Source organism: Methylobacterium frigidaeris, assembly GCF_022179185.1.
Taxonomy (GTDB): domain Bacteria; phylum Pseudomonadota; class Alphaproteobacteria; order Rhizobiales; family Beijerinckiaceae; genus Methylobacterium; species Methylobacterium frigidaeris.
The window spans coordinates 227,869-248,795 of the sequence record NZ_BPQJ01000007.1 but is presented as its reverse complement, the minus strand read 5'-3'; the positions used below and the strand labels follow the sequence as shown (position 1 = coordinate 248,795).

Sequence of the window (20,927 nt, the reverse complement as noted above, 5' to 3'; positions counted from 1 at the left end):
CTGTTTTAAGGACGCGGCGGGGTCGCGGCCGAAGCGGGGGCACTCTCCACAGCCTCAGCCCGCAGGCGCCGCAGGGCGAAGGCCGTGAACACCCCGACGAGGCAGAGGGCGAGGCCGAACCACGTGAAGGCGTATTGCAGGTGATTGTTCGGCAGATCGACCCGGAGCTGCCCGCCCTTCGGCCAGCCGCCCGGATTGGGCGTCGCGTCGGCCTCGATCAGGTAGGGGGCGACGCCCGCGAGATCTTTGGCGGCCGCGATGCCGGCGACATCGCGGTTGAACCACTCGCCGGTCTGCGGATTCGGAGCCGGCACGAACATCGCCCGCACCTCGCTCTGGCGCAGCATGCCGGTCACGGTGGTCTCGCCCTCGACCTGGCCGGCGGCGCGCCGCGCCGGATCCTTGAGCTCGGTCGGCACGAAGCCGCGATTGACCAGCACCGTTCGGCCGTCGTCGAGCCGGAGCGGCGTCACCACGTAATAGCCCTGGAGCGCCCGGCCCGGCGTGTCGCCCGGGGCGAGGCCGTGGACCAGCGTCTCCTTGTCCTGGAGGAAGCGGCCGGTGGCGCGCACCCGCTCGAACTCGTCCCGGGCCGGGTCGAAGCGATCGAAGGCCGGCAGCGGCGCCGGCGGCTCGATGCGCGAGCGGGCGACGATCCGGTCGATCAGCGCTTCCTTCCAGGCCTTGCGCTCGAGCTGCCACACCCCGAGCCCGATCAGGATCGCGAGGCAGACCAGGCTCGCGAGGGCGGGGGCGACGAGATCGCGAAAAGCCGCGCGCCGCTCCGCCGGGCTGGCCGCCGTCACCGGAAGCGCCCCTCCGCGGCCTTGTTGGAATATTGCAGGGCCGCCATCATGCCCTTGAGCGGGCGCACCAGGATCAGGCTCAGGCCGATCGAGAGCGGCACCCAGAGCGCGGCGTGCACCCACATCGGCGGCTCGTAGGCGAACTCGACCCACATCGCCAGCGCCACCACCACGATGCCGACGATCGACATCACGAAGAAGGCCGGGCCGTCGGCGGAATCGATGAAGCGGAAATCGAGCCCGCAGACCTCGCAGGACGGACGGAAGCTGAGATAGCCCTTGAACAGGTGCCCCTCGCCGCAGCGCGGGCAGCGGCCGCGCAGGCCCACGGTCGCCGGTGAATCGACGGTGCGGTTGTTCTCCACGGGCATACTCCTGAACGCGGGGGGATGAACGCGATCTGGTGCGCCGTCGCCCCAAGAAAAAGGGCGGCTCTCGCCGCCCTCTCATGATCCTGACGCAGTGAGGCGCGGGTCAGTGCGCGGCGTGGCCCACGCCCGAGCCCCAGACGTAGATGGCGGCGAACAGGAACAGCCACACCACGTCGACGAAGTGCCAGTACCAAGCCGCGAACTCGAAGCCGAGATGCTGCTTGGCGGTGAACTGCCCGAGATAGGCCCGGTACAGGCATACCGCGAGGAAGATCGTGCCGATGATGACGTGGGCTCCGTGGAAGCCGGTCGCCATGAAGAAGGTGGCCGAGTAGATGCTGCCCGAGAAGCCGAAATGGGCGTGGCCGTACTCGTAGGCCTGGACGAAGGAGAACAGCACGCCGAGGGCGATGGTCAGCCACAGGCCGTACTTGAGGCCCTTGCGGTCGTTGTGCAGCAGGGCGTGGTGCGCCCAGGTCACCGTGGTGCCCGAGGTGAGCAGGATCAGGGTGTTGAGGAGCGGCAGGTGCCAGGGGTCGAACGCCTCGACGCCCTTCGGCGGCCAGGTGCCACCGGTGAAGTCGACCCGCGAGGCCTGGATCGGGTCGGCGGTGTAGAGCGCCGCCTCGAAATAGGCCCAGAACCAGGCGACGAAGAACATCACCTCGGAGGCGATGAACATGATCATGCCGTAGCGGTGCGACAGCTGCACCACGCGGGTATGATCGCCGGTATTGGCCTCGTGCGCGACGTCGCGCCACCAGCTCAGCATGGTGTAGAGCACGCCGAGGAGGCCGGCGAAGAACACGTAGGGACCGACCGCCAGGTTGGCGATGGTCAGGCTCTTCATCCACAGAACGGCGCCCGACGTCATCACGAAGCCGCTCATCGAGCCGACGAGCGGCCACGGGCTCGGATTGACGAGGTGGTAGTCGTGGTGCTTCCCGTGCGCCTCGGCCATCGTATCGGGTCTCCTGCCTGGTCTTGAGACCGGTCGCGCCCCGCGCCGGCCGTGGATCTTGGTGTCGACGGGGCGGCTCGCTCCCGGCGCCCCGGCCTCGTTCGCCGTCGGCGCTCACGGTCACGCTTTAATGCCGCCCCGGCGGGGTTGTCACCTCGTCAATTGGCCCATCTCTCAATTGGCCTTGGTCCCCGCCGGATTCGTCAGCGCCGCCTGCGGCTGGCCGTTCTTCGACGCGAAGTAGGTGTAGGACAGGGTCATCTCGGTGAGGTCGCGGGTGTTCGCATCGGCCTTGATGCCCGGCTCGAGGTAGAACACCACCGGGAAGTCCATGGTCTCGCCGGGCTGCAGAGTCTGCTCGTTGAAGCAGAAGCACTGCACCTTGACGAAGTAGCCGCCGGTCAGCCCGGGCTGGACGTTGAACGTCGCGATCCCGGTGCTCGGCACCGGGCCGGTATTGGTGACGCGGAAGAACACCGTCTGGGTCGCGCCGAGCTGCGCCTCGAGCTGCGGGGTTTCCGCCACGAAGCGCCAGGGCAGGCCGGGCGCGACGTTGGTGTCGAAGTGGACCACCATCTTGTCCTGGCTGATCGAGCCGGCGGCGGCGGCGCCCCGCAGCGGCGTGCCGTCATAGCCGGTCGCCTTGCAGAACAGGTCGTAGAGCGGCACGAACGCGAAGGCCAGCGCGGTCATTCCGACCACGATCCCGAGGCAGGCCAACGCCGTATGGCGGGCCCGCTTCTGCCTCTCTCTGTGCGGATCGGTCATGACGGCATCGCCTCGCGGATCGTCACAGCGGCCGGTTGAGGACCTGGGGGCCGAGCTTGGCGATCGTCAGCACGTAGAAGATCAGAACCAGGGCGGCGAGCACCATCGCGATTGCGATGGAGCGCTTGCGCCGGCGCTGGATCTCTTCGGGGGTCAGTTGCTGGGGCACCGCACTCATCGCTGCATCGACCGAAGGGGAGGGGGCGCTCAACCGAAGACCGGCCGGAACAGCCCGAGGCCCTGTTCCGCAAGGAGGGCGGAGAAGAGCAGGAACAGGTAGAGGATCGAGAAGCCGAACAGGCTCATCGCCGCCTTGTTGGCTGCCTCGCCCTCGCGCCGGCGCAGGACCTGGACGCTGAGCGCGACCATGGCGAGCCCGCCGAGGAGGCCGACGAGGCCGTAGATCAGGCCGCCGAAGCCGAGGAAGACCGGGGCGAGGCCGAGCGGCGCCAGCACCACCGAATAGGCGAGGATCTGGCGCCGGGTGGAGTCGGGCCCGGCGGTGTTCGGCATCATCGGGATGCCGGCGCGGGCATATTCCCCGGCCTTGACAAGCGCCAGAGCCCAGAAATGCGGCGGCGTCCAGATGAAGATGATCAGGAACAGGACCGTACCCTCGATCCCGATCGAGCCGGTGACCACCGCCTGGCCGATCATCGGCGGCAGGGCGCCCGCGGCGCCGCCGATCACGATGTTCTGCGCCGTGGAGCGCTTCAGCCACATCGAGTAGATCACGGCGTAGAACACGATGGTGAAGGCCAAGAGCCCCGCCGACAGCCAGTTCGCCGCGAGCCCGAGCACCAGCACCGAACCGACCGAGAGGGTGAGCCCGAAGGACAGGGCCTCGCCCGGCTGGATCCGTCCGGCCGGGATCGGGCGGGTGCGGGTACGGGTCATCACCGCGTCGACGTCGGCGTCCCACCACATGTTGAGGCAGCCCGAAGCGCCGGCCCCGACCGCGATCATCAGGAGCGAGATCGCGCCGATCACCGGGTTCACGTGCGACGGCGTCACCGTCATCCCGACGAGCGCGGTGAAGATCACCAGCGCCATCACCCGGGGCTTCAGGAGCGCGAAGTAATCCGCGACCTCGCCGCCGGAGCTGCTCGCCTCGGCGAAGGGACGGTCGGAGATCGCGCTGTTCGTCAGGGAGGTCATGCTGGGTGTCGCGGCCATCGTCTCGTGGGGGTTCGAGGTGTCGCGCTCCTCGCCGCAGCGCCCGTCGGGCAGGCGCTCCGGGGAAGAGCGAGGACCGCCGGGTCGGCGATCCTCGGAGCAGGCTTGCGCCGGTTGGGCCGGCAAGTCTTCTCGCTATGTTGGTTCGCCGCGGGATTTCGCGGCGAACCGTGTTCCCGGGTCAGTGGGCGTGGGACGGCTCGTCCACGATCACCGGCAGGGTCTCGTACTGGTGGAAGGGCGGGGGCGAGGACAGGGTCCACTCGAGGGTGGTGGCACCCTCGCCCCACGGGTTGTCCGCGGCCCGCTCCTTGGAGCGGAAGGCGAGCACCACGCCGATCACGAACACCACCATGCCGAGGGCGAAGATGTGGCCGCCCATGGTGGCGACGTAGTGCCAGCCCGCGAAGGCATCCGGGTAGTCGGCATAGCGCCGCGGCATGCCGGCCAGGCCCAGGAAGTGCATCGGGAAGAACAGCACGTTGGCGCCGATGAAGGCGAGCCAGAAGTGCAGCTTGCCAGCCCACTCGGGGATGATGCGGCCGGTCATCTTCGGGAACCAGTAGTAGACACCGGCGAAGATGATGAACACCGCGCCGAGCGACAGCACGTAGTGGAAGTGCGCGACGACGTAGTAGGTGTCGTGCAGGTAGCGGTCGACGGCGGCGTTGGCCAGGATCACGCCGGTGACGCCGCCGACGGTGAACAGGAACACGAAGCCGACGGCCCAGTGCATGGCAGCGGTGAAGCGGATCGAGCCGCCCCACATCGTGGCGATCCAGGAGAAGATCTTCACGCCGGTGGGAACCGCGATCACCATGGTGGCGAACACGAAGTAGGACTGGGTCTGGAGCGTGAGGCCCACGGTGTACATGTGGTGGGCCCACACCACGAAGCCGACGACGCCGATCGCCACCATCGCGTAGGCCATCGCCAGGTAGCCGAACACGGGCTTCCGCGAGAAGGTCGAGATGATGTGCGAGACGATGCCGAAGGCCGGCAGGATCATGATGTAGACTTCGGGGTGGCCGAAGAACCAGAACAGGTGCTGGTACAGGATCGGGTCGCCGCCGCCGGCCGGGTCGAAGAAGGTCGTGCCGAAGTTGCGGTCGGTCAGCAGCATGGTGATCGCGCCGGCGAGGACGGGCAGCGACAGCAGCAGCAGGAACGCGGTCACCAGCATCGACCAGGCGAACAGCGGCATCTTGTGCAGGGTCATGCCCGGCGCGCGCATGTTCAGGATGGTGGTGATGAAGTTGATCGCGCCGAGGATCGAGCCCGCGCCCGACAGGTGCAGGGCGAAGATCGCGAAGTCGACGGCCGGGCCGGGGTGGCCGGCGGTGGAGAGCGGCGGGTAGACGGTCCAGCCGGTGCCGGCGCCGACCGCGCCGGGGGCGCCCTCGACGAACAGCGAGCAGACGAGGCTCATGAAGCCCGCGACCGTCAGCCAGAACGAGATGTTGTTCATGCGCGGGAACGCCATGTCGGGCGCCCCGATCATCAGCGGCACGAACCAGTTGCCGAAGCCGCCGATGAGGGCCGGCATCACCATGAAGAACACCATGATGAGGCCGTGCCCGGTCACGAACACGTTGTAGGTCTGCGGGTTGGAGAAATACTGCAGGCCGGGGGCCTCCATCTCCATCCGGATGCCGAAGGACAGGAAGGCGCCGACGATGCCCGCCGAGAAGGCGAACAGCAGGTAGAGGGTGCCGATGTCCTTGTGGTTGGTCGAGTTGAACCAGCGCTGGAAGAACGGTGGGGTGTGGTCGTGGGCGTGGTCGTGCCCTGCCGTGACGGCTTGAGCCATGGGGTCAGCCTCTTCGAGGAATGTCTCGGTCGGTCTGTCGAAAGGGGCGGGGCGCGCCGGCGGCGGCACCCCGCGTCATGAAATCAGCGCGCGTCCGCGAACTTGGCGCCGCCGTCGGTGCGGGCGAACTTGGTCTTGGCCTCGGCGGTCCAGGCCTGGAAGGCCTGCTCGCTCACCACCCGGACGGTGATCGGCATGTAGGCGTGGCGCTGGCCGCACAGCTCGGAGCACTGGCCGTGATAGGTGCCCTCGCGATCGGCCTTGAACCAGAACTGGTTGAGGCGGCCCGGGATCGCGTCGATCTTGAAGCCGAAGGACGGCATCGCCCAGGAATGCATCACGTCGGCGGCGGTGACCTGGATCTTCACGATCTTGTTCACCGGCACCACCATCTCGTTGTCGGTGGCGAGCAGCTTGGGCTGGCCGGACTTCACCTGGTCGTCGCCCTCGAGCAGGTTGGCGTCGAACTTGAAGCCGCCGACATCCTGCGGGTACTCGTAGGACCAGTACCAGGCGTGGCCGATGACCTTGACCATCAGGTCGGCCTTCGGATCCGAGAGCTGGGTGCGCAGCACGCGGAACGACGGGATCGCGATCGCCACCAGGATCAGCACCGGGACGATCGTCCAGGCGACCTCGAGCATCGTGTTGTGGGTGGTGCGCGACGGGGTCGGGTTCTTCGTCTCGTTGAACTTGACCACCACCGCGATCAGCAGCGCGAGCACGAACAGGACGATGACCAGCATGATCCAGTTCAGGAGGTGGTGGAAGTTGTAGATTTCCGTCGCCACCTCGGTCACCGGCCGCTGCAGGTCCATCTGCCACGGCACCGGCTGGCCCACGCCCGCCGCCGACACGGCCGTGGCGGTGCCGAGGATCCCGGTCGCTGCCAGCGCCGCGGCGCGTCCCCAGAAGCCCCGGCTCATCGGCCGTCCTTGCGCCCTCGCCATCCCCATGGTGCCCTCGATGCTCCCCAACAGGCTGTCTGCCGGCAACGGCTGCCCGCGCGGCGGGAGCGCCGTCCTGTTTCGGCCGCGCGGTGCCGGCCCGCCGCCCTGCGGCCGGAAACCGGCCGAGACCCGGTCGGCGTCTCTCACCACAATGCCGCCGCAAGCGCAACGGCGTTGGCGTCGCATCGGCGTTCCGAATTTGCCTGTGGGCACTGGACATTCGTCCGGAGGCTCGAATGATTCCGCAAAAGCGCGCGCGACCCCGCGGCGCCTGCTCGGACGGCCGGACGTGACCCACACTCTTCGATGATCGACCGTCTCGAGTTCATCCTGGCGCTCGCCCGCGAGCAGCATTTCGGTCGCGCCGCCCAGGCCTGCGGGGTGTCGCAGCAGACCCTCTCGGCCGGGGTCAAGCAACTCGAGGAGCGGCTGGGTGTGCTCCTGGTGCAACGCGGCTCGCGCTTCCAGGGCTTCACCCCTGAGGGCGAGCGGGTGCTCGACTGGGCCCGGCGCATCGTCGGAGACGCCCGCGCCATGCGCCAGGAGGTGGCGGCCCTGCGCCGCGGCCTGTCCGGCACGCTCCGGATGGCGGCGGTGCCGACCGCGACCCCGATGGTGGCGGCGCTCACCACCCCGTTCCGCGCTCGTCACCCGGCGGTGCGCTTCTCGGTGCAATCCTCGACCTCGCACGAGATCACCCGCCAGATCGCCAATCTCGAGCTCGATGCGGGGCTCACCTACATCGAGGATGAGCCGCTCGGCCGGGTGACGGCCCTGCCGCTTTACCGCGAGCATTACCGCCTGCTCACCGCCGCGGATGGGACTTACGGTGCGCGCCAGAGCGTGACCTGGGCCGAGGTCGGCCGCATCCCGCTCTGCCTGCTGACGCCGGCGATGCAGAACCGCCGCATCATCGACCGCCACCTGCGCGCCGCCGGGGCCGAGCCGGCGCCTCTCCTCGAGTCGAACTCGATGATCGTGCTCGTCACCCACGTGCGCACCGCCAAGTGGGCGAGCATCATGCCGGCGGCCCTCGCCGAGACCTTCCGCCTCACCGAGCGGGTGCGGGCGGTGCCGATCACCGATCCGGACGTCAGCCACACGATCGGCCTCGTGGTCCCTGAGCGCGACCCGATGACCCCTCTCGTCGCCGCCTTCCTGGCCGAGGCGCGGGCTATCGCACCGGGGCTCGCGGCAGAGGTGGCGGCTCTCTGAAACTGCCGCGTCCGCTCTCGAACTATCGTCGCAGAGACGACGCTCGTTCGGCCTTTTTCCCGCGTCGATGCCTGGTTCAACAAAAATTCCTTGTCGCACCACTGAACCGCGCGATTGATCCAACGGCCTAGACCGCCCAGGCTGCGGCCTTAGAACGACAACGATCTGGGTTGGAAACCGATGTCGGGCCGAGACCTTGGCCGAGTGAGCGCGCATGAATCCTGGGACGCCGAGCGGGCGGCCGGGATCATCGCCGGCCACGCCCATCGCGAGGGCGCGACGCTCCCGATCCTGCACGCCCTCCAGGAGACCTTCGGCTATGTCGACGCGGCGGCGGTGCCGCTGATCGCCGAGGCACTGAACCTGTCGCGGGCCGAGGTCCACGGCTGCCTCACCTTCTATCACGATTTTCGCAAGGAGCCGGCGGGCCGCCACACCGTGAAGCTGTGCCGGGCCGAGGCCTGCCAGGCGGTCGGGGCCGACGCCCTGCATGACGAGGTGCTGCGCCACTACGACGTGGCCTGGCACGGCACCACCCGGGACGGGCAGGTGACGGTGGAGCCGGTCTTCTGCCTCGGGCTCTGCGCCTGCGGCCCGGCAGCCCTGGTCGACGGCGAGCCGGTCGGCCGCCTCGACCTCGACGCCCTGGCGGATGCGCTGACGGAACGGGCCGCGTGAGCATCACCCTCTATCTCCCGAAGGACACCGCGAGCCTCGCCCTCGGGGCCGACCGGGTCGCCAAGGCGTTGCAGCGCGCGGCGCAGGCGCGCGGCCTCGATCTGACGCTGGTGCGCACCGGCTCGCGCGGCATGCTGTGGCTGGAGCCGCTGCTCGAGGTCGAGACGCCGGAGGGGCGCATCGCCTACGGGCCGGTGCGGCCGGGCGACGCCGAGTCCCTGCTCGATGCTGGGCTGGCGCAGGGCGGCGCCCATCGCCTGCGGATCGGCCGGCCCGAGGATTACCCGTATTTCGCGCGCCAGCAGCGTCTGACCTTTGGCCGCTGCGGCATCGTCGATCCGGCCTCCGTCGAGGCGTACCGGGCTCATGGCGGATATCGCGGCCTGGAGGCGGCACTCGCGGCCGGGCCCGCCGGCACCGTCGAGGCGGTGAAGGCCTCCGGCCTGCGCGGTCGCGGCGGCGCCGGCTTCCCGACCGGCATCAAGTGGAACACGGTGCTGCTGGCCGAGGCGCGTCAGAAATACGTGGTCTGCAACGCCGACGAGGGCGATTCCGGCACCTTTGCCGACCGGATGCTGATGGAGGGCGATCCCCTCACGCTGATCGAGGGCATGACGATCGCCGCCGTCGCGGTCGGAGCCACCCGCGGCTACATCTATTGCCGCTCCGAGTACCCGCACGCCTTCGCGGCTTTGGAAACCGCCATCGCTGCCGCCGAGCGGGCCGGTTGCCTCGGCGCGGACGTGATGGGTTCCGGCAAGGCCTTCCACCTCGAGGCGCGCCTCGGCGCCGGGGCCTATATCTGCGGCGAGGAGACCTCGCTCCTCGAGAGCCTGGAGGGCAAGCGCGGCATCGTGCGGGCGAAGCCCCCGATCCCGGCGCTCAAGGGCCTGTTCGGCCAGCCGACGCTGGTCAACAACGTGCTCTCCTTCGCGGCGGTGCCGTGGATTCTGGAGCACGGGGGGCCGGCCTACGCCGCCTACGGCATGGGCCGCTCGCTCGGCACCCTGCCGATCCAGCTCGCTGGCAACGTCAAGCGCGGCGGCCTGATCGAGACCGCCTTCGGGCTGACTCTTCGCGAGGTGATCGAGGATTTCGGCGGCGGCACCGCCTCGGGCCGCCCCTTGCGCGCGGTGCAGGTCGGCGGGCCGCTCGGGGCCTATTTCCCCGAATCGCTCCTCGACACGCCGCTGGACTACGAGGCTTTCGCGGCGAAGAAAGGCCTCCTCGGCCATGGCGGCATCGTCGTGTTCGACGACACCGTCGACCTCGCCCGCCAGGCCCGCTTCGCCTTCGAGTTCTGCGCCGCCGAGTCGTGCGGCAAGTGCACGCCGTGCCGCATCGGCGCGGTGCGCGGCATGGAGACGATCGACAAGGTCATCGCCGGCGAGTCGCCGCGGGAGAACCTCGCCCTCGTCACCGACCTCTGCGAGGTCATGACCGACGGCTCGCTCTGCGCCATGGGCGGGCTGACGCCCGTGCCGGTGATGAGCGCGCTCACCCATTTCCCGGAAGATTTTTCCGGCCGCGGCGCCCGGCTGCCGCTGGCCGCCGAGTGAGGACGCGTCCGATGGCCCTCATCAAGGAAATCGACTACGGCACCCCGATCCGCGTCTCCGACCAGACGGTGACGCTGACGATCGACGGCCAGAGCGTGACGGTGCCCGCCGGCACCTCGGTGATGGCGGCGGCGATGCATGCCGGCACGCAGATCCCGAAGCTCTGCGCCACCGACTCGCTCGAGCCCTTCGGCTCCTGCCGCCTCTGCCTCGTCGAGATCGACGGGCGGCGCGGCACGCCGGCCTCCTGCACCACGCCGGCCGAGACCGGCATGGTGGTGCACACCCAGTCGGACAAGCTCGCGCGCCTGCGCAAGGGCGTGATGGAGCTCTACATCTCGGACCACCCCCTTGACTGCCTGACCTGCTCGGCCAACGGCGACTGCGAATTGCAGACCCAGGCCGGCACGGTGGGCCTGCGCGAGGTGCGCTACGGCTACGACGGCGCCAACCACGTCTCGAAGAATTCCGAGTTGTATCTCCCGAAAGACGAGTCGAACCCGTACTTCGCCTACGACCCGTCGAAGTGCATCGTCTGCAACCGCTGCGTTCGGGCTTGCGAGGAGGTGCAGGGCACCTTCGCCCTGACCATCGCCGGCCGCGGCTTCGATTCGCGGGTGGCGGCAGGTCCCACGGACTTCTTCAACTCCGAGTGTGTGTCCTGCGGCGCCTGCGTGCAGGCCTGCCCGACGGCGACGCTTCAGGAGAAGTCCGTCATCGCCATGGGCCAGCCGGAGCATTCGGCGGTGACGACCTGCGCCTATTGCGGCGTCGGCTGCTCGTTCAAGGCGGAGATGCAGGGCGACCGGATCGTCCGCATGGTGCCCTACAAGGACGGCAAGGCCAACGAGGGCCATTCCTGCGTCAAGGGCCGCTTCGCCTACGGCTACGCCACCCACCAGGACCGCATCACCAAGCCGATGGTGCGGGACAAGATCACCGATCCCTGGCGCGAGGTATCCTGGGAGGAGGCGATCCAGCACGCCGCCACGGCCTTCAAGCGCATCCAGGCCCAGTACGGCCGTGAGTCGATCGGCGGCATCACCTCGTCGCGCTGCACCAACGAGGAGGCCTACCTCGTCCAGAAGCTGGTGCGCGCCGGTTTCGGCAACAACAACGTCGATACCTGCGCCCGGGTCTGCCACTCCCCGACCGGCTACGGGCTGATGTCGACGCTCGGCACCTCGGCCGGCACCCAGGACTTCAAGTCGGTCGAGGAGGCCGACGTGATCCTGGTGATCGGCGCCAACCCGACCGACGGCCACCCGGTCTTCGGCTCGCGGATGAAGAAGCGCCTGCGCCAGGGCGCCAAGCTGATCGTCATCGACCCGCGCCGGATCGACCTCGTGAAATCGCCCCATATCCGGGCGGCGCATCACCTGCCCGTGAAGCCCGGCGCCAACGTGGCGATCGTCAACGCCCTCGCCCACGTCGTCGTGACCGAGGGGCTGGTGGACGAATCTTACGTCCGCGCGCGCTGCGACCTGAAGGATTTCGAGATCTGGGCCCGCTTCATCGCCGACGAGCGCCACGCGCCGGAGGCGGTGCAGGACCTCACCGGCTGTGATCCGGCCGAGGTGCGGGCGGCCGCCCGGCTCTACGCCAAGGGCGGGGCCGCGGCGATCTACTATGGCCTCGGCGTCACCGAGCACAGCCAGGGCTCGACCATGGTGATGGGCATGGCGAACCTGGCCATGGCCACCGGCAATATCGGCAAGCCGGGTGCCGGCGTGAACCCGCTGCGGGGCCAGAACAACGTCCAGGGCTCCTGTGACATGGGCTCGTTCCCGCACGAGCTGACCGGCTACCGTCACGTCTCGGACGACGCGACGCGCGAGACCTTCGAGGCTTTGTGGGGCGCTCAGCTCTCGCCGAATCCGGGCCTGCGCATCACCAACATGCTCGACGAGGCGGTCGCCGGCACGTTCAAGGGCCTCTACATCCAGGGCGAGGACATCGCCCAGTCCGATCCCGACACGCACCACGTCACCGCCGGCCTGCGGGCGATGGAGTGCATCGTCGTCCAGGATCTGTTCCTGAACGAGACGGCGAAATACGCCCACGTGTTCCTGCCGGGCGCCTCGTTCCTGGAGAAGGACGGCACCTTCACCAATGCCGAGCGGCGGATCAGCCGGGTGCGCCAGGTGATGGCGCCGATGGGCGGCTACGGTGACTGGGAGGGCACGATGCTGCTCTCCAACGCCCTCGGCTACCCGATGCACTACACCCACCCCTCCGAGATCATGGATGAGATCGCGCGGCTGACCCCGAGCTTCGCCGGCGTGTCCTACGCCAAGCTGGAGGAACTCGGTTCGATCCAGTGGCCCTGCAACGAGAAGGCGCCGCAGGGCACGCCGATGATGCATGTCGACCGCTTCGTGCGGGGCTTGGGCCGGTTCATGCTCACCGAGTTCGTGCCCTCCGACGAGCGCACCACGCGAAAATTCCCGCTGATCCTGACCACCGGCCGGATCCTGTCGCAGTACAATGTCGGGGCGCAGACCCGGCGCACCCACAATTCGCTGTGGCATCCGGAGGACGTGCTGGAGATCCACCCCTTCGATGCCGAGAGCCGCGGCATCGTCGACGGCGACCTCGTCAGCCTGGAGAGCCGGTCGGGCGACATCGCCCTGAAGGCCCGGGTCACCGAGCGGATGCAGCCGGGGGTGGTCTACACCACTTTCCACCACGCGAAGACCGGCGCCAACGTCATCACCACCGACTATTCGGACTGGGCGACGAACTGCCCCGAGTACAAGGTGACGGCGGTGCAGGTTCGGCGTACCAACCGGCCTTCCGATTGGCAGGCCCGGTTCTATGAGGAAGACATCTCCCTCACCCGCATCGCCCAGACCCTCGATGCCGCCGAGTAGCGGCGTCGCGACGAGCTTTTCCGTCCCGACCCGCATCGTCGCCTACGGGCGCGGCGAGGAGCGGGATGGGGAGCGCCCGCTCGCCGTCGAGATGCCGGTGAACGTGATCTACGGCGACGTTCCCTACGCCGTCATGATGACGACACCGGCCGATCTCGAGGATTTCGCCTACGGCTTCAGCCTGACGGAGGGGATCGTCGCCGGCGCCGACGAGATCCGCGGCGCCGTGGTCGAGCCCGGGGAGGGCGGCTTGCGCCTCGTCGTCGACCTCGCGCCGGGACGCCTGCGCGAGCACCTCGCCCGCAAGCGGGCGCTGTCGGGCCGCACCGGCTGCGGCGTCTGCGGCATCGACGACCTGAAGGACATCCCGAAGGCCGAGCGGCGCTCCGCGTCCGGCGTCACGGTCTCTCTCTCGGCGGTCGAGCGGGCCTTGAGCGCCCTCGACGACCGGCAGGTGCTCGGCCGCGAGACCCGCGCCGTCCACGCTGCCGCCTGGGCGGACCGCGCCGGCGATGTTGTGATGGTGCGGGAGGATGTCGGTCGCCACAACGCCCTCGACAAGCTCATCGGCGCGCTTCTGCGGGCCGGCACCAGGCCGGAGGACGGCTTCCTCGTCATCACCAGCCGCTGCTCGTTCGAGATGGTCGAGAAGGCCGCGAGCTTCGGCGCCGCCGTTCTGGTGGCGATCTCGGCCCCGACCTCGCTCGCCGTCGAGCGTGCCGCCCTCCACGGCCTCACCCTCGCGGCGATCGCCCGCCACGACACCGTCACCCTGTTCACCGCGCCCGAGCGCCTGACCGTTCCGTGAGTTTTTCGCCGTGAGTGTTCCGCAATGAGCGCCGTCGATCCCAACGAGAAGCTCGTCCGCATGGCGAACCAGATCGCCGCCTTCTTCCGCTCCTACCCGCAGGACGAGGCGGTGGCAGGCATCCACAAGCACGTCACGGCGTTCTGGACCCCACGCATGCGCGATCAGCTCGTCGCGTACTGCGAGGAAGCCGATCACGGCCTCGACCCGCTGGCGCTGACCGCCCTGAAGATCGCCCCGAAGGCGCGCAGCCCGATTCCCGATGCGGTGACGGACCCGCACGAGCAGGGGCTCGGGGCGAGCGACGCCGGGTGAGGCGGGGCGCCAAGCTTGTCCTGCGAGCAGAGCTGACCTATGGTCATTTGATCGCGCGATCGAGCGGTAAGCGCCAGGGCATCACGGCCCGACATCCGGCAAGCGGCCGGATGTCTCCGGGCGGGAGCGTCGCCGATCACGAACCCAGGAGGCGACGATGGTGTGGTTACGGCCACGCTTTCGCGTTTCGGTGGTCTACAAACGAGTGCGGAGGACCAGCGTGACTCTGATCCTCCGCGTACAGCTCGGCTAAGCTAGCCCCTAAAGGGGCGAGGAGCGGAAACTCCTCGCTCTACTCCCGGGTCAGATTGCATGGCTCGCTGACCGACAGTCGACACGCCCCGCTCACGCCACCGCCCCGGCACCATGCGGCAACCGGATCGCGAAGGTCGAGCCCGGCTCGGGCGCGTGGGTCTCCGCGGTGGCCCGGCCGCCATGCAGCTCGGCGATCCGCTTGACGATCGACAGCCCGAGCCCCGTCGAGCCCTCGCCGGCAGTGGGCTTGGCCGAGAGGCGCTGGAAGCGGCCGAACAGGCGGCCGATATCCTCCGGCGAGAGGCCCGGCCCGTGGTCGCGCACGGCGTAGACCGTCTCTTCCGCCTCGCGCAAAACCGTGACGACGATCTCGGCGCCGGTCGGCGAATACTTGATGGCGTTCGAGATCAGGTTGTCCATCGCCTCGCGCAGGCGCTCGGCGTCGCCATGCAGCGTGAGACTGTCGGGGATCTCCGAGCGCAGGGTCTGGCCCTTGGTCTCGGCGAGCGGGGCGTTGGCCTGCGACACTTCCCGGGCGAGACCCGCGAAATCCACCGGCTCGCGCCGGAGCACGATGTCGAGGGCGTCGTTCATCGCGTCGGCGATCAGAGTCTCGATCATGCCGGTGAGGCGGCGCGCCGTCTCGCGGATATGGCCGATCTGGGCGTGCATCGCCTCGGTCGGCGGCGGCCTGGCCTCGATCATGTCGCCCAGCATCTCGGTCCGGCCGAGAATGACGGCGAGCGGATTCTTCAGGTCGTGGGCGACCGTGCCCAGAATCTCGGTCTTCAGCTGGTTGGCGCGGCGCAGGTCCGAGCGCTGCATGGCAAGGCGGCGGTTCGCGCGCATCAATTCGCCGGTGCGCTCCACCACCCGCTGCTCCAGGCCGATATTGGCCCGCTGCAGTTGCTCGTAGAGGATCACGTTGTCGAACGCGACCGACAGGCGCGAGGTGAACAGCCCGATCAGGGCGCGGTCGGTTTCCGAGAGCGAGCGGTCCGCCTTCAGCAGGGCGACGATCTCGCTGCCGCTCGCGGTGTGGACGTAGAGGGTCGACCAGCGGTCGCCGAAGGTGTGGCGCTGCTCGGTGAAGGCGCGGGCGACGATCTCGCGCACGTCGTCGTCGAGGGGCCGCGGCCCGTCCCCGCCGGCGAGGTGCTGGTAGCAGCCGGAGCCGGCGAGCACGCTCACCGCGTCCTGCGGGCCTGATTGCTCGCGCAGGACCAGGATGCCCTCGCAGGCGACGTTGAGGAGCGAGGAGACCTGCGTCAGCACGCCCTCGGCCAGCCGCTGCATCGACTTGTAGTCGAGCAGCATCGGGGCGGCGTCGATGATGATCTCGAGCCCGCGCCGGGTCTCCTCCAGGCGCTTGAGCTGCTGGTAGGCGCGCAGGGCCGCGGTCAGGCTGGTGAACAGCTTGTCGGCGGTGAGCTCGGTCTTCGCCTTGTAGTCGTTGATGTCGTAATCGACGATGACGCGCCGCTCCGGCGCCTGGCCGGGCTGGCCGGTGCGCAAGATGATGCGCACGGTGTCATCCTTCAATTCGCGCCGCACGAAGTCGACGAGCTTCAAGCCCGCATCGTCGGTCTCCATCACAACGTCGAGCAGGATCACCGCCATGCCGCGCCGGGCCGACAGCATGGTCCTGGCCTCGGCCGCAGAATAGGCCGAGATGAGTTCGAGCCCCGCCCCGTCGAGGCCGTAGCCCGAGAGGGCGAAGCGGGTGCCCTCGTGCACCGCGGGATCGTCGTCCACCACCATCACCGGCCAGGCGGCGGCTTGCATGGCCTCGCCGGGCTCGTCGTCCGGCAACAGGAAGAGGATGTCGTCGTCGCTCATCGACCGTCCAGGCATCGATCGTTCCGGCGCGCGGCCCCGGTCGCACCGGCGGCCCGCAAGGCTTCACGCCGGCATCCTGGCGGGGAGGAGGCGGAACGACAAGGTCGCCGCAGACGAAGTGTCCTGCTCATGCGTGATTTGTCCGGCCTCGACCGATCGGTGGAACGACGGCGTCGCGGCGGAACACGGGATGAGCGGGCCTTCGGCCGAGCGACGACACCGCACGTCGGGTGCGCGAGAGCACATCCCGCGCGACGACGATCGCCACGTAATGATCGCGTAACAGAGCCCGCCTACAAGCGCCGCGCTTGCAGAACAGGGAGGCACGCCATGCTTCACGTGGTCCCGGGACATGTCGGCGCAACCGCCGCTCCGCTGCCGGAGGATGCACCCTGGCAGCAGGATCTCGACGCGCTGAACGCGCTCCTGCAGGATTCCCGCCCGCGACGCCTGAGCCGGTGCCAGATCGCCGCCCTGATCGAGGCCGAGGCGCCCGGCGCTCTGTCGGACGCCTCCCGCGCCCGGATCGCCGAGCGGCTCGCCCGCATCCTCGCCTGACATCGCGGTTTGATCGCGGCGACGTGATGAACTGATCCTGTTTCCGGAAGATTCCCCCTGGAAACAGCAGCTCAGCCCGCGCGGTACCTGAGCGACGCCGATTTCCGCATTGCGTAGCGATCGATCGGAAATCGTATGAGGACAAATTCGGCACTGCGCCCCGGCCCGCGGCGCGGCACGTGGACGGAACGCGCCCAGCACGGCATTGTCGTCACCGGCGGTGCGAAAGGCCGGGCCGCTGCGGCACGGGGGCGCGGAATGATGGCGAGGCGGGGACGCGGGCAGGCAGCCCGCCCGGGAGCGGCGTAATGACGGGGGCCGCCCCGCACGTCGTCGTGGTGGACGACGAGCCCGATGCTCGCGCCATGGTGGGCGACTACCTGCGGATGCACGGTTTCGAGGTCAGCCTGTGCGACGGCGGCCGCGCGTTGCGGCAGCGCCTCGCCGAGGTCGCGCCGGACCTGATCGTCCTCGATCTCAACATGCCGGAGGAGGACGGCCTGTCGATCGTGCGCGACCTCAAGGGCCGCTCGACGATCCCGATCATCATGCTCACCGCCACTGCGAGCCCGATCGACCGGGTGGTCGGTCTCGAGCTCGGGGCGGACGACTACCTGCCCAAGCCCTGCGAGCTGCGCGAGCTCGTGGCCCGCATCCGCTCGGTGCTGCGCCGTGCGGCGCAGGCGCGTGGCACCCCGGCCGAGCCGGCTCCTCAAGGGATCCAGCCCGAGTCCAGGCAGGAGAACGGCGTCCGCTTCGGCCGGATGATCGTCGATACCGAGACCCTGCGCCTGCGCGACGAGGCCGGCACCGAGCAGATCCTGACCCGCTCCGAATACGCCCTGCTCAAGGCCTTCCTCGACAACCCCAAGCGCGTGCTGACCCGGGAGCGCCTGCTCGACTTGGCGGACGCTCGCGACCCCGAGGCGTTCGACCGGGCGATCGACGTCCGGATCAACCGCATTCGCAAGAAGGTCGAGCCCGATCCGGCCAATCCCCGGTTCATCAAGACCGTCAGGGGCATGGGCTACGTGTTCCGGCCCGACGGCGATTGAGGCGGATCTGCCCCGCGCCCGAGGGGTTTGATAACGTGGGGGCTTGATGAATGGCGGATGTCTCTCCACGCTATTCCGGGAGAATGCCGTTGCGCTCTGAGCGGCGGGTGGAGATTCGTTCGCCCGCCGTCGCTGCCGAGGAGAAGGCCGTTGTCGTCCAGCCCCGCTCCCACCCTCACCGGCGCCGATCCGGTCGCCGGCACCGTCGATCCGGTCTGGCGGCGGCTGCGCCAGGAGGCCGAGGCCGTGATGCGCGACGAGCCGCGCCTGGCCTCGTTCCTGTTCGCCAGCGTGCTCAACCACGCCACCCTCGAATCGGCGGTGGCGCACCGCGTCGCCTCGCGGCTCGGCCATCCGGCGCTCACCGCCGACCTGATCGCCCAGAGCTTCGGCGAGGCGGTGGCGGACGATCCCGGCATCGGCCAGGCCTTCCGGGCCGATATCGGCGCGGTGATCGACCGCGACCCGGCCGCCGGCCGGGCGATCGAGCCGGTCCTGTACTTCAAGGGCTTCCACGCCATCCAGGCCCACCGCCTGAGCCATTGGCTCTGGACCCGCGGTCGGCGCGACCTCGCGCTCTACCTCCAGAGCCGCTCTTCGGAAGTCTTCCAGACCGACATCCACCCGGCGGCGCGGATCGGCCGCGGCATCTTCCTCGACCACGCCACCGGCCTCGTCGTCGGCTCGACGGCGGTGATCGAGGACGAGGTGTCGATGCTGCACGACGTCACCCTCGGCGGCACCGGCAAGCATGGCGGCGACCGCCACCCGAAGATCCGCCACGGCGTGATGATCGGTGCCGGTGCCAAGATCCTCGGCAACATCGAGGTCGGCGCCTGCGCCCGGGTCGCCGCCGGCTCCGTGGTGCTCCAGGCGGTGCCGCCCTGCACCACGGTGGTGGGCGTGCCGGCCCGGGTGGTGGGCTCGGCCGGCTGCTCCGACCCGGCGCGGTCGATGGACCAGTTCATCCACGCGATGGACGGGATCTGACGGCACGGCGCGGAGTCGCCTTGCCCGCCCGGCCCGGCCGTGGCAAGGCGGGGGCCTTACCGACCCGAGACCCCCCGTGGCCCGCCTGCGCGGGAAGCCCGGCGGGGAAGGGGTGTCGCAACCCGAGCCCCCGCTTCTCTCGGGATCCTCGATGAAGGCGGCATGCGCGGCGCCCGCTCCGGTGCGGTCACTGCGACGCCCAAGCACGTGAAGAGGCCAGCGTGAACAAGATCGAAATGACGAAGGTGGAAGGCTACCTTCGCCGCACTTTCGCCAACCACAACATCCGGCTCGTCGCCCGTCCCAAGAAGACGGACTCGGCCGAGGTCTATATCGGCGAGGAATTCGTCGGCGTGCTGTCGGTCGACGACGAGGACGGCGATCGCTCATTCAACTTCTCGATGGCGATCCTCGACACCGACCTGGACGAGTAGTCCGCCGCGGCATCGTCCGACGAGGCGGATTTCGCTTCGCCGTCGAGACGGCGACGATCGAAGCCCGGGAGCCGCGTCCGGTCGTATGGTGATCGAACGCGGCTCCGGTTTCAGGGGCTGGTGCCGAACAGCCGCTCCAGCCCGGCGAGCCCGGCGCTCCAGGAGGGCAGCCGATCGGCCGAGAAGCGCAGGCGCAAGGACAGGGTGCCGATCCGGATCTCGCTGAGGCAGGCGGCGTCCGGCTCGGGCACCGGCCCGGTGGCGCAGCGCGCCGCGAACCGGCTGCCCTCGCCTTCGAGGTAGAGATCTTCGCCCTCGAACGGGGTGCCGGCCCGGAAGCGGCGGCGCATCAGACCCTCGGTCAGTGGCTGAGCCTCGGCAGTCAGGAACCGGGCGTAGCGCCGGGCCGGGCTCAAGAGGGCCTCGGTCTCGGGGGCCTTCGTCGCGGTCACCCGCATCAGGCCCGGCAGGGCGCTGCCGGTCAACTCGCTCCAGGGGATCGCCAGGTCGATCCGGCCGGGCGCGGTCTCGGTGGCGGTGCCCGGCCGCACGAACCAGGCGGCCGGCAGCACCAGCGGGCGGGGGGTGAGGCTGCTCACCACCACCGGACCGGCCGGGGTCGGCGGACGGGCGAGCCAGGCGGCGACGACGCCCGTGAGGGCGAGCGAGCCGGCGAGCCCGAGGGCGGCCGCCAGGATCAGGCGCCGGTCGGCCGGATGTCCGGTGACGGGCGGGGACGAGGCCGGCCGGCCGATCCGGGCCGAGCGCACCCCATCCCGTTCGAGTCGCGCAGCAGTGGCGCTCAGTGCAGGCCCCATGGCGCCCGCCTCCGATTCGTTCGATCGATGCCCAGAGAGGGCATGTCCCTGAACGTTCGGCTCCGATCGTTAACGGCCCCTTACCGAAATGCGGGCACGCGGCGAATTTCTGTGGCGCGAGCGCCGCACGCCGAGGAGATTCCCGCAATGGGATCGATCTCAAAGATCTGTGGATAACGAAAAATTAACCATAACCAAACATCGCGCCTGGCGCAGGGTGGGACGAACGCGCTTGCCGGAGTTTAACCTCCCATGAACCTGTCGCCCTCCGCCCTCGAGAACCTGCAGACCCTCGTGCTCGGCCTCGCCTTCGCGGGCTTTCTGGCGAGCGCCTTCGAATGGGCGACGGCGCGGCGTGCGAGCTTTGGCCTGCTGTCGGGCGGCGGCCTCGTGGCGATCGCCTCCCTGCCGATCCTCGCTTTCGGGGCGCCGTTCATCATCCTGCGCAACACCGTGCGTGGCCGGACGATCGAGGGACGGCCGATGCCCTTCGTGATGCTGGCGACGATGCTCGCCTGCGGCTGGAGCCTGGTCTCGGGCCGGGTCGTGCTCGACCTCGCCCACATGGTGTCGGGCACCTGAGGCCCGCGCCGCGGGACAGAATCGCGTTCGCGCCGTCTCGACCTAGCGGAAAACTGACTTCCACTCGCGCGCAGCCCTCCATGCCGGGATGCGTACCGCCATGCCG

21 protein-coding genes are annotated in these 20,927 nt (G+C 69.3%); 11 read left to right on the top strand and 10 right to left on the bottom strand.

Annotated elements, in window-relative coordinates; all coding sequences use genetic code 11:
- Positions 1-5 precede the first annotated feature (5 nt).
- The 8 genes from MFF64_RS10405 to coxB all read right to left on the bottom strand — a co-directional run bounded on the left by MFF64_RS10405 (position 6) and on the right by coxB (position 6,818).
- Positions 6-806: an SURF1 family protein gene (locus tag MFF64_RS10405; protein ID WP_099904682.1), complete on the bottom strand. Its 801-nt coding sequence runs from the start codon at positions 804-806 to the stop codon at positions 6-8.
- Entirely contained in the window at positions 803-1,177 is a 375-nt protein-coding gene (locus tag MFF64_RS10400) for a DUF983 domain-containing protein (protein ID WP_207768157.1), read from the bottom strand. The genes MFF64_RS10405 and MFF64_RS10400 overlap by 4 nt, the downstream gene beginning before the upstream one ends.
- Before the next feature lie 103 nt (positions 1,178-1,280).
- Positions 1,281-2,138: a cytochrome c oxidase subunit 3 gene (locus MFF64_RS10395; RefSeq protein ID WP_099904686.1), complete on the bottom strand. Its 858-nt coding sequence runs from the start codon at positions 2,136-2,138 to the stop codon at positions 1,281-1,283.
- 174 nt (positions 2,139-2,312) lie between these two features.
- Positions 2,313-2,906, bottom strand: coding sequence for a cytochrome c oxidase assembly protein (locus MFF64_RS10390; RefSeq protein ID WP_099904688.1), 594 nt, complete (start codon positions 2,904-2,906; stop codon positions 2,313-2,315).
- Between the two features lie 22 nt (positions 2,907-2,928).
- Positions 2,929-3,084: a cytochrome c oxidase system small membrane protein gene (locus MFF64_RS10385; protein ID WP_164712460.1), complete on the bottom strand. Its 156-nt coding sequence runs from the start codon at positions 3,082-3,084 to the stop codon at positions 2,929-2,931.
- A gap of 29 nt (positions 3,085-3,113) precedes the next feature.
- Positions 3,114-4,064, bottom strand: a complete 951-nt coding sequence (locus MFF64_RS10380) for a heme o synthase (RefSeq protein WP_099904690.1) — start codon at positions 4,062-4,064, stop codon at positions 3,114-3,116.
- Positions 4,065-4,263: 199 nt separating this feature from the next.
- Complete coding sequence (gene ctaD / locus MFF64_RS10375) at positions 4,264-5,892, bottom strand: cytochrome c oxidase subunit I (RefSeq protein ID WP_099902814.1); 1,629 nt, start codon at positions 5,890-5,892, stop codon at positions 4,264-4,266.
- Positions 5,893-5,975: 83 nt separating this feature from the next.
- A complete protein-coding gene (coxB, locus tag MFF64_RS10370; protein ID WP_099902812.1) occupies positions 5,976-6,818 on the bottom strand; it encodes a cytochrome c oxidase subunit II in 843 nt (280 codons plus the stop codon).
- Positions 6,819-7,148: 330 nt separating this feature from the next.
- Here coxB and MFF64_RS10365 point away from each other — a divergent pair, with 330 nt between their 5' ends.
- The 6 genes from MFF64_RS10365 (at position 7,149) to MFF64_RS10340 (ending at position 14,290) form a co-directional block, all read left to right on the top strand.
- Positions 7,149-8,057 (top strand): LysR family transcriptional regulator, encoded by a 909-nt coding sequence (locus MFF64_RS10365; RefSeq protein ID WP_099901177.1) that lies wholly within the window; start codon positions 7,149-7,151, stop codon positions 8,055-8,057.
- A gap of 204 nt (positions 8,058-8,261) precedes the next feature.
- The gene (locus MFF64_RS10360; protein WP_238190665.1) at positions 8,262-8,735 is read left to right on the top strand and encodes a formate dehydrogenase subunit gamma; all 474 of its coding nucleotides are present in this window, start codon (positions 8,262-8,264) and stop codon (positions 8,733-8,735) included.
- Positions 8,732-10,294, top strand: coding sequence for a formate dehydrogenase beta subunit (locus tag MFF64_RS10355; protein WP_238190655.1), 1,563 nt, complete (start codon positions 8,732-8,734; stop codon positions 10,292-10,294). The genes MFF64_RS10360 and MFF64_RS10355 overlap by 4 nt, the downstream gene beginning before the upstream one ends.
- A gap of 11 nt (positions 10,295-10,305) precedes the next feature.
- Complete coding sequence (fdhF, locus tag MFF64_RS10350) at positions 10,306-13,167, top strand: formate dehydrogenase subunit alpha (protein WP_099903021.1); 2,862 nt, start codon at positions 10,306-10,308, stop codon at positions 13,165-13,167.
- Positions 13,154-13,975: a formate dehydrogenase accessory sulfurtransferase FdhD gene (gene fdhD / locus MFF64_RS10345; RefSeq protein ID WP_238190653.1), complete on the top strand. Its 822-nt coding sequence runs from the start codon at positions 13,154-13,156 to the stop codon at positions 13,973-13,975. The genes fdhF and fdhD overlap by 14 nt, the downstream gene beginning before the upstream one ends.
- 24 nt (positions 13,976-13,999) lie before the next feature.
- Entirely contained in the window at positions 14,000-14,290 is a 291-nt protein-coding gene (locus MFF64_RS10340) for a formate dehydrogenase subunit delta (protein WP_099903530.1), read from the top strand.
- 345 nt (positions 14,291-14,635) lie between these two features.
- On the opposite strand, the gene MFF64_RS10335 is transcribed toward MFF64_RS10340, so the two are convergent.
- A complete protein-coding gene (locus tag MFF64_RS10335; RefSeq protein WP_099903532.1) occupies positions 14,636-16,384 on the bottom strand; it encodes an ATP-binding response regulator in 1,749 nt (582 codons plus the stop codon).
- A 330-nt stretch (positions 16,385-16,714) separates the two neighbouring features.
- Here MFF64_RS10335 and MFF64_RS10330 point away from each other — a divergent pair, with 330 nt between their 5' ends.
- The 4 genes from MFF64_RS10330 to MFF64_RS10315 all read left to right on the top strand — a co-directional run bounded on the left by MFF64_RS10330 (position 16,715) and on the right by MFF64_RS10315 (position 19,421).
- Entirely contained in the window at positions 16,715-16,942 is a 228-nt protein-coding gene (locus MFF64_RS10330; RefSeq protein ID WP_099903534.1) for a hypothetical protein, read from the top strand.
- A 308-nt stretch (positions 16,943-17,250) separates the two neighbouring features.
- Positions 17,251-17,997: a response regulator gene (locus MFF64_RS10325; RefSeq protein ID WP_238190651.1), complete on the top strand. Its 747-nt coding sequence runs from the start codon at positions 17,251-17,253 to the stop codon at positions 17,995-17,997.
- Between the two features lie 150 nt (positions 17,998-18,147).
- A complete protein-coding gene (gene cysE, locus MFF64_RS10320) occupies positions 18,148-18,987 on the top strand; it encodes a serine O-acetyltransferase (protein ID WP_099904289.1) in 840 nt (279 codons plus the stop codon).
- Positions 18,988-19,223: 236 nt separating this feature from the next.
- The gene (locus tag MFF64_RS10315; protein WP_210344710.1) at positions 19,224-19,421 is read left to right on the top strand and encodes a DUF3126 family protein; all 198 of its coding nucleotides are present in this window, start codon (positions 19,224-19,226) and stop codon (positions 19,419-19,421) included.
- A 110-nt stretch (positions 19,422-19,531) separates the two neighbouring features.
- Here MFF64_RS10315 and MFF64_RS10310 read toward each other — a convergent pair whose 3' ends face one another.
- Positions 19,532-20,239 (bottom strand): hypothetical protein, encoded by a 708-nt coding sequence (locus MFF64_RS10310; RefSeq protein WP_133123560.1) that lies wholly within the window; start codon positions 20,237-20,239, stop codon positions 19,532-19,534.
- Positions 20,240-20,491: 252 nt separating this feature from the next.
- On the opposite strand from MFF64_RS10310, the gene MFF64_RS10305 reads away from it, so the two are divergent.
- Complete coding sequence (locus tag MFF64_RS10305; RefSeq protein WP_099904295.1) at positions 20,492-20,821, top strand: DUF6949 family protein; 330 nt, start codon at positions 20,492-20,494, stop codon at positions 20,819-20,821.
- Positions 20,822-20,927 lie beyond the last annotated feature (106 nt).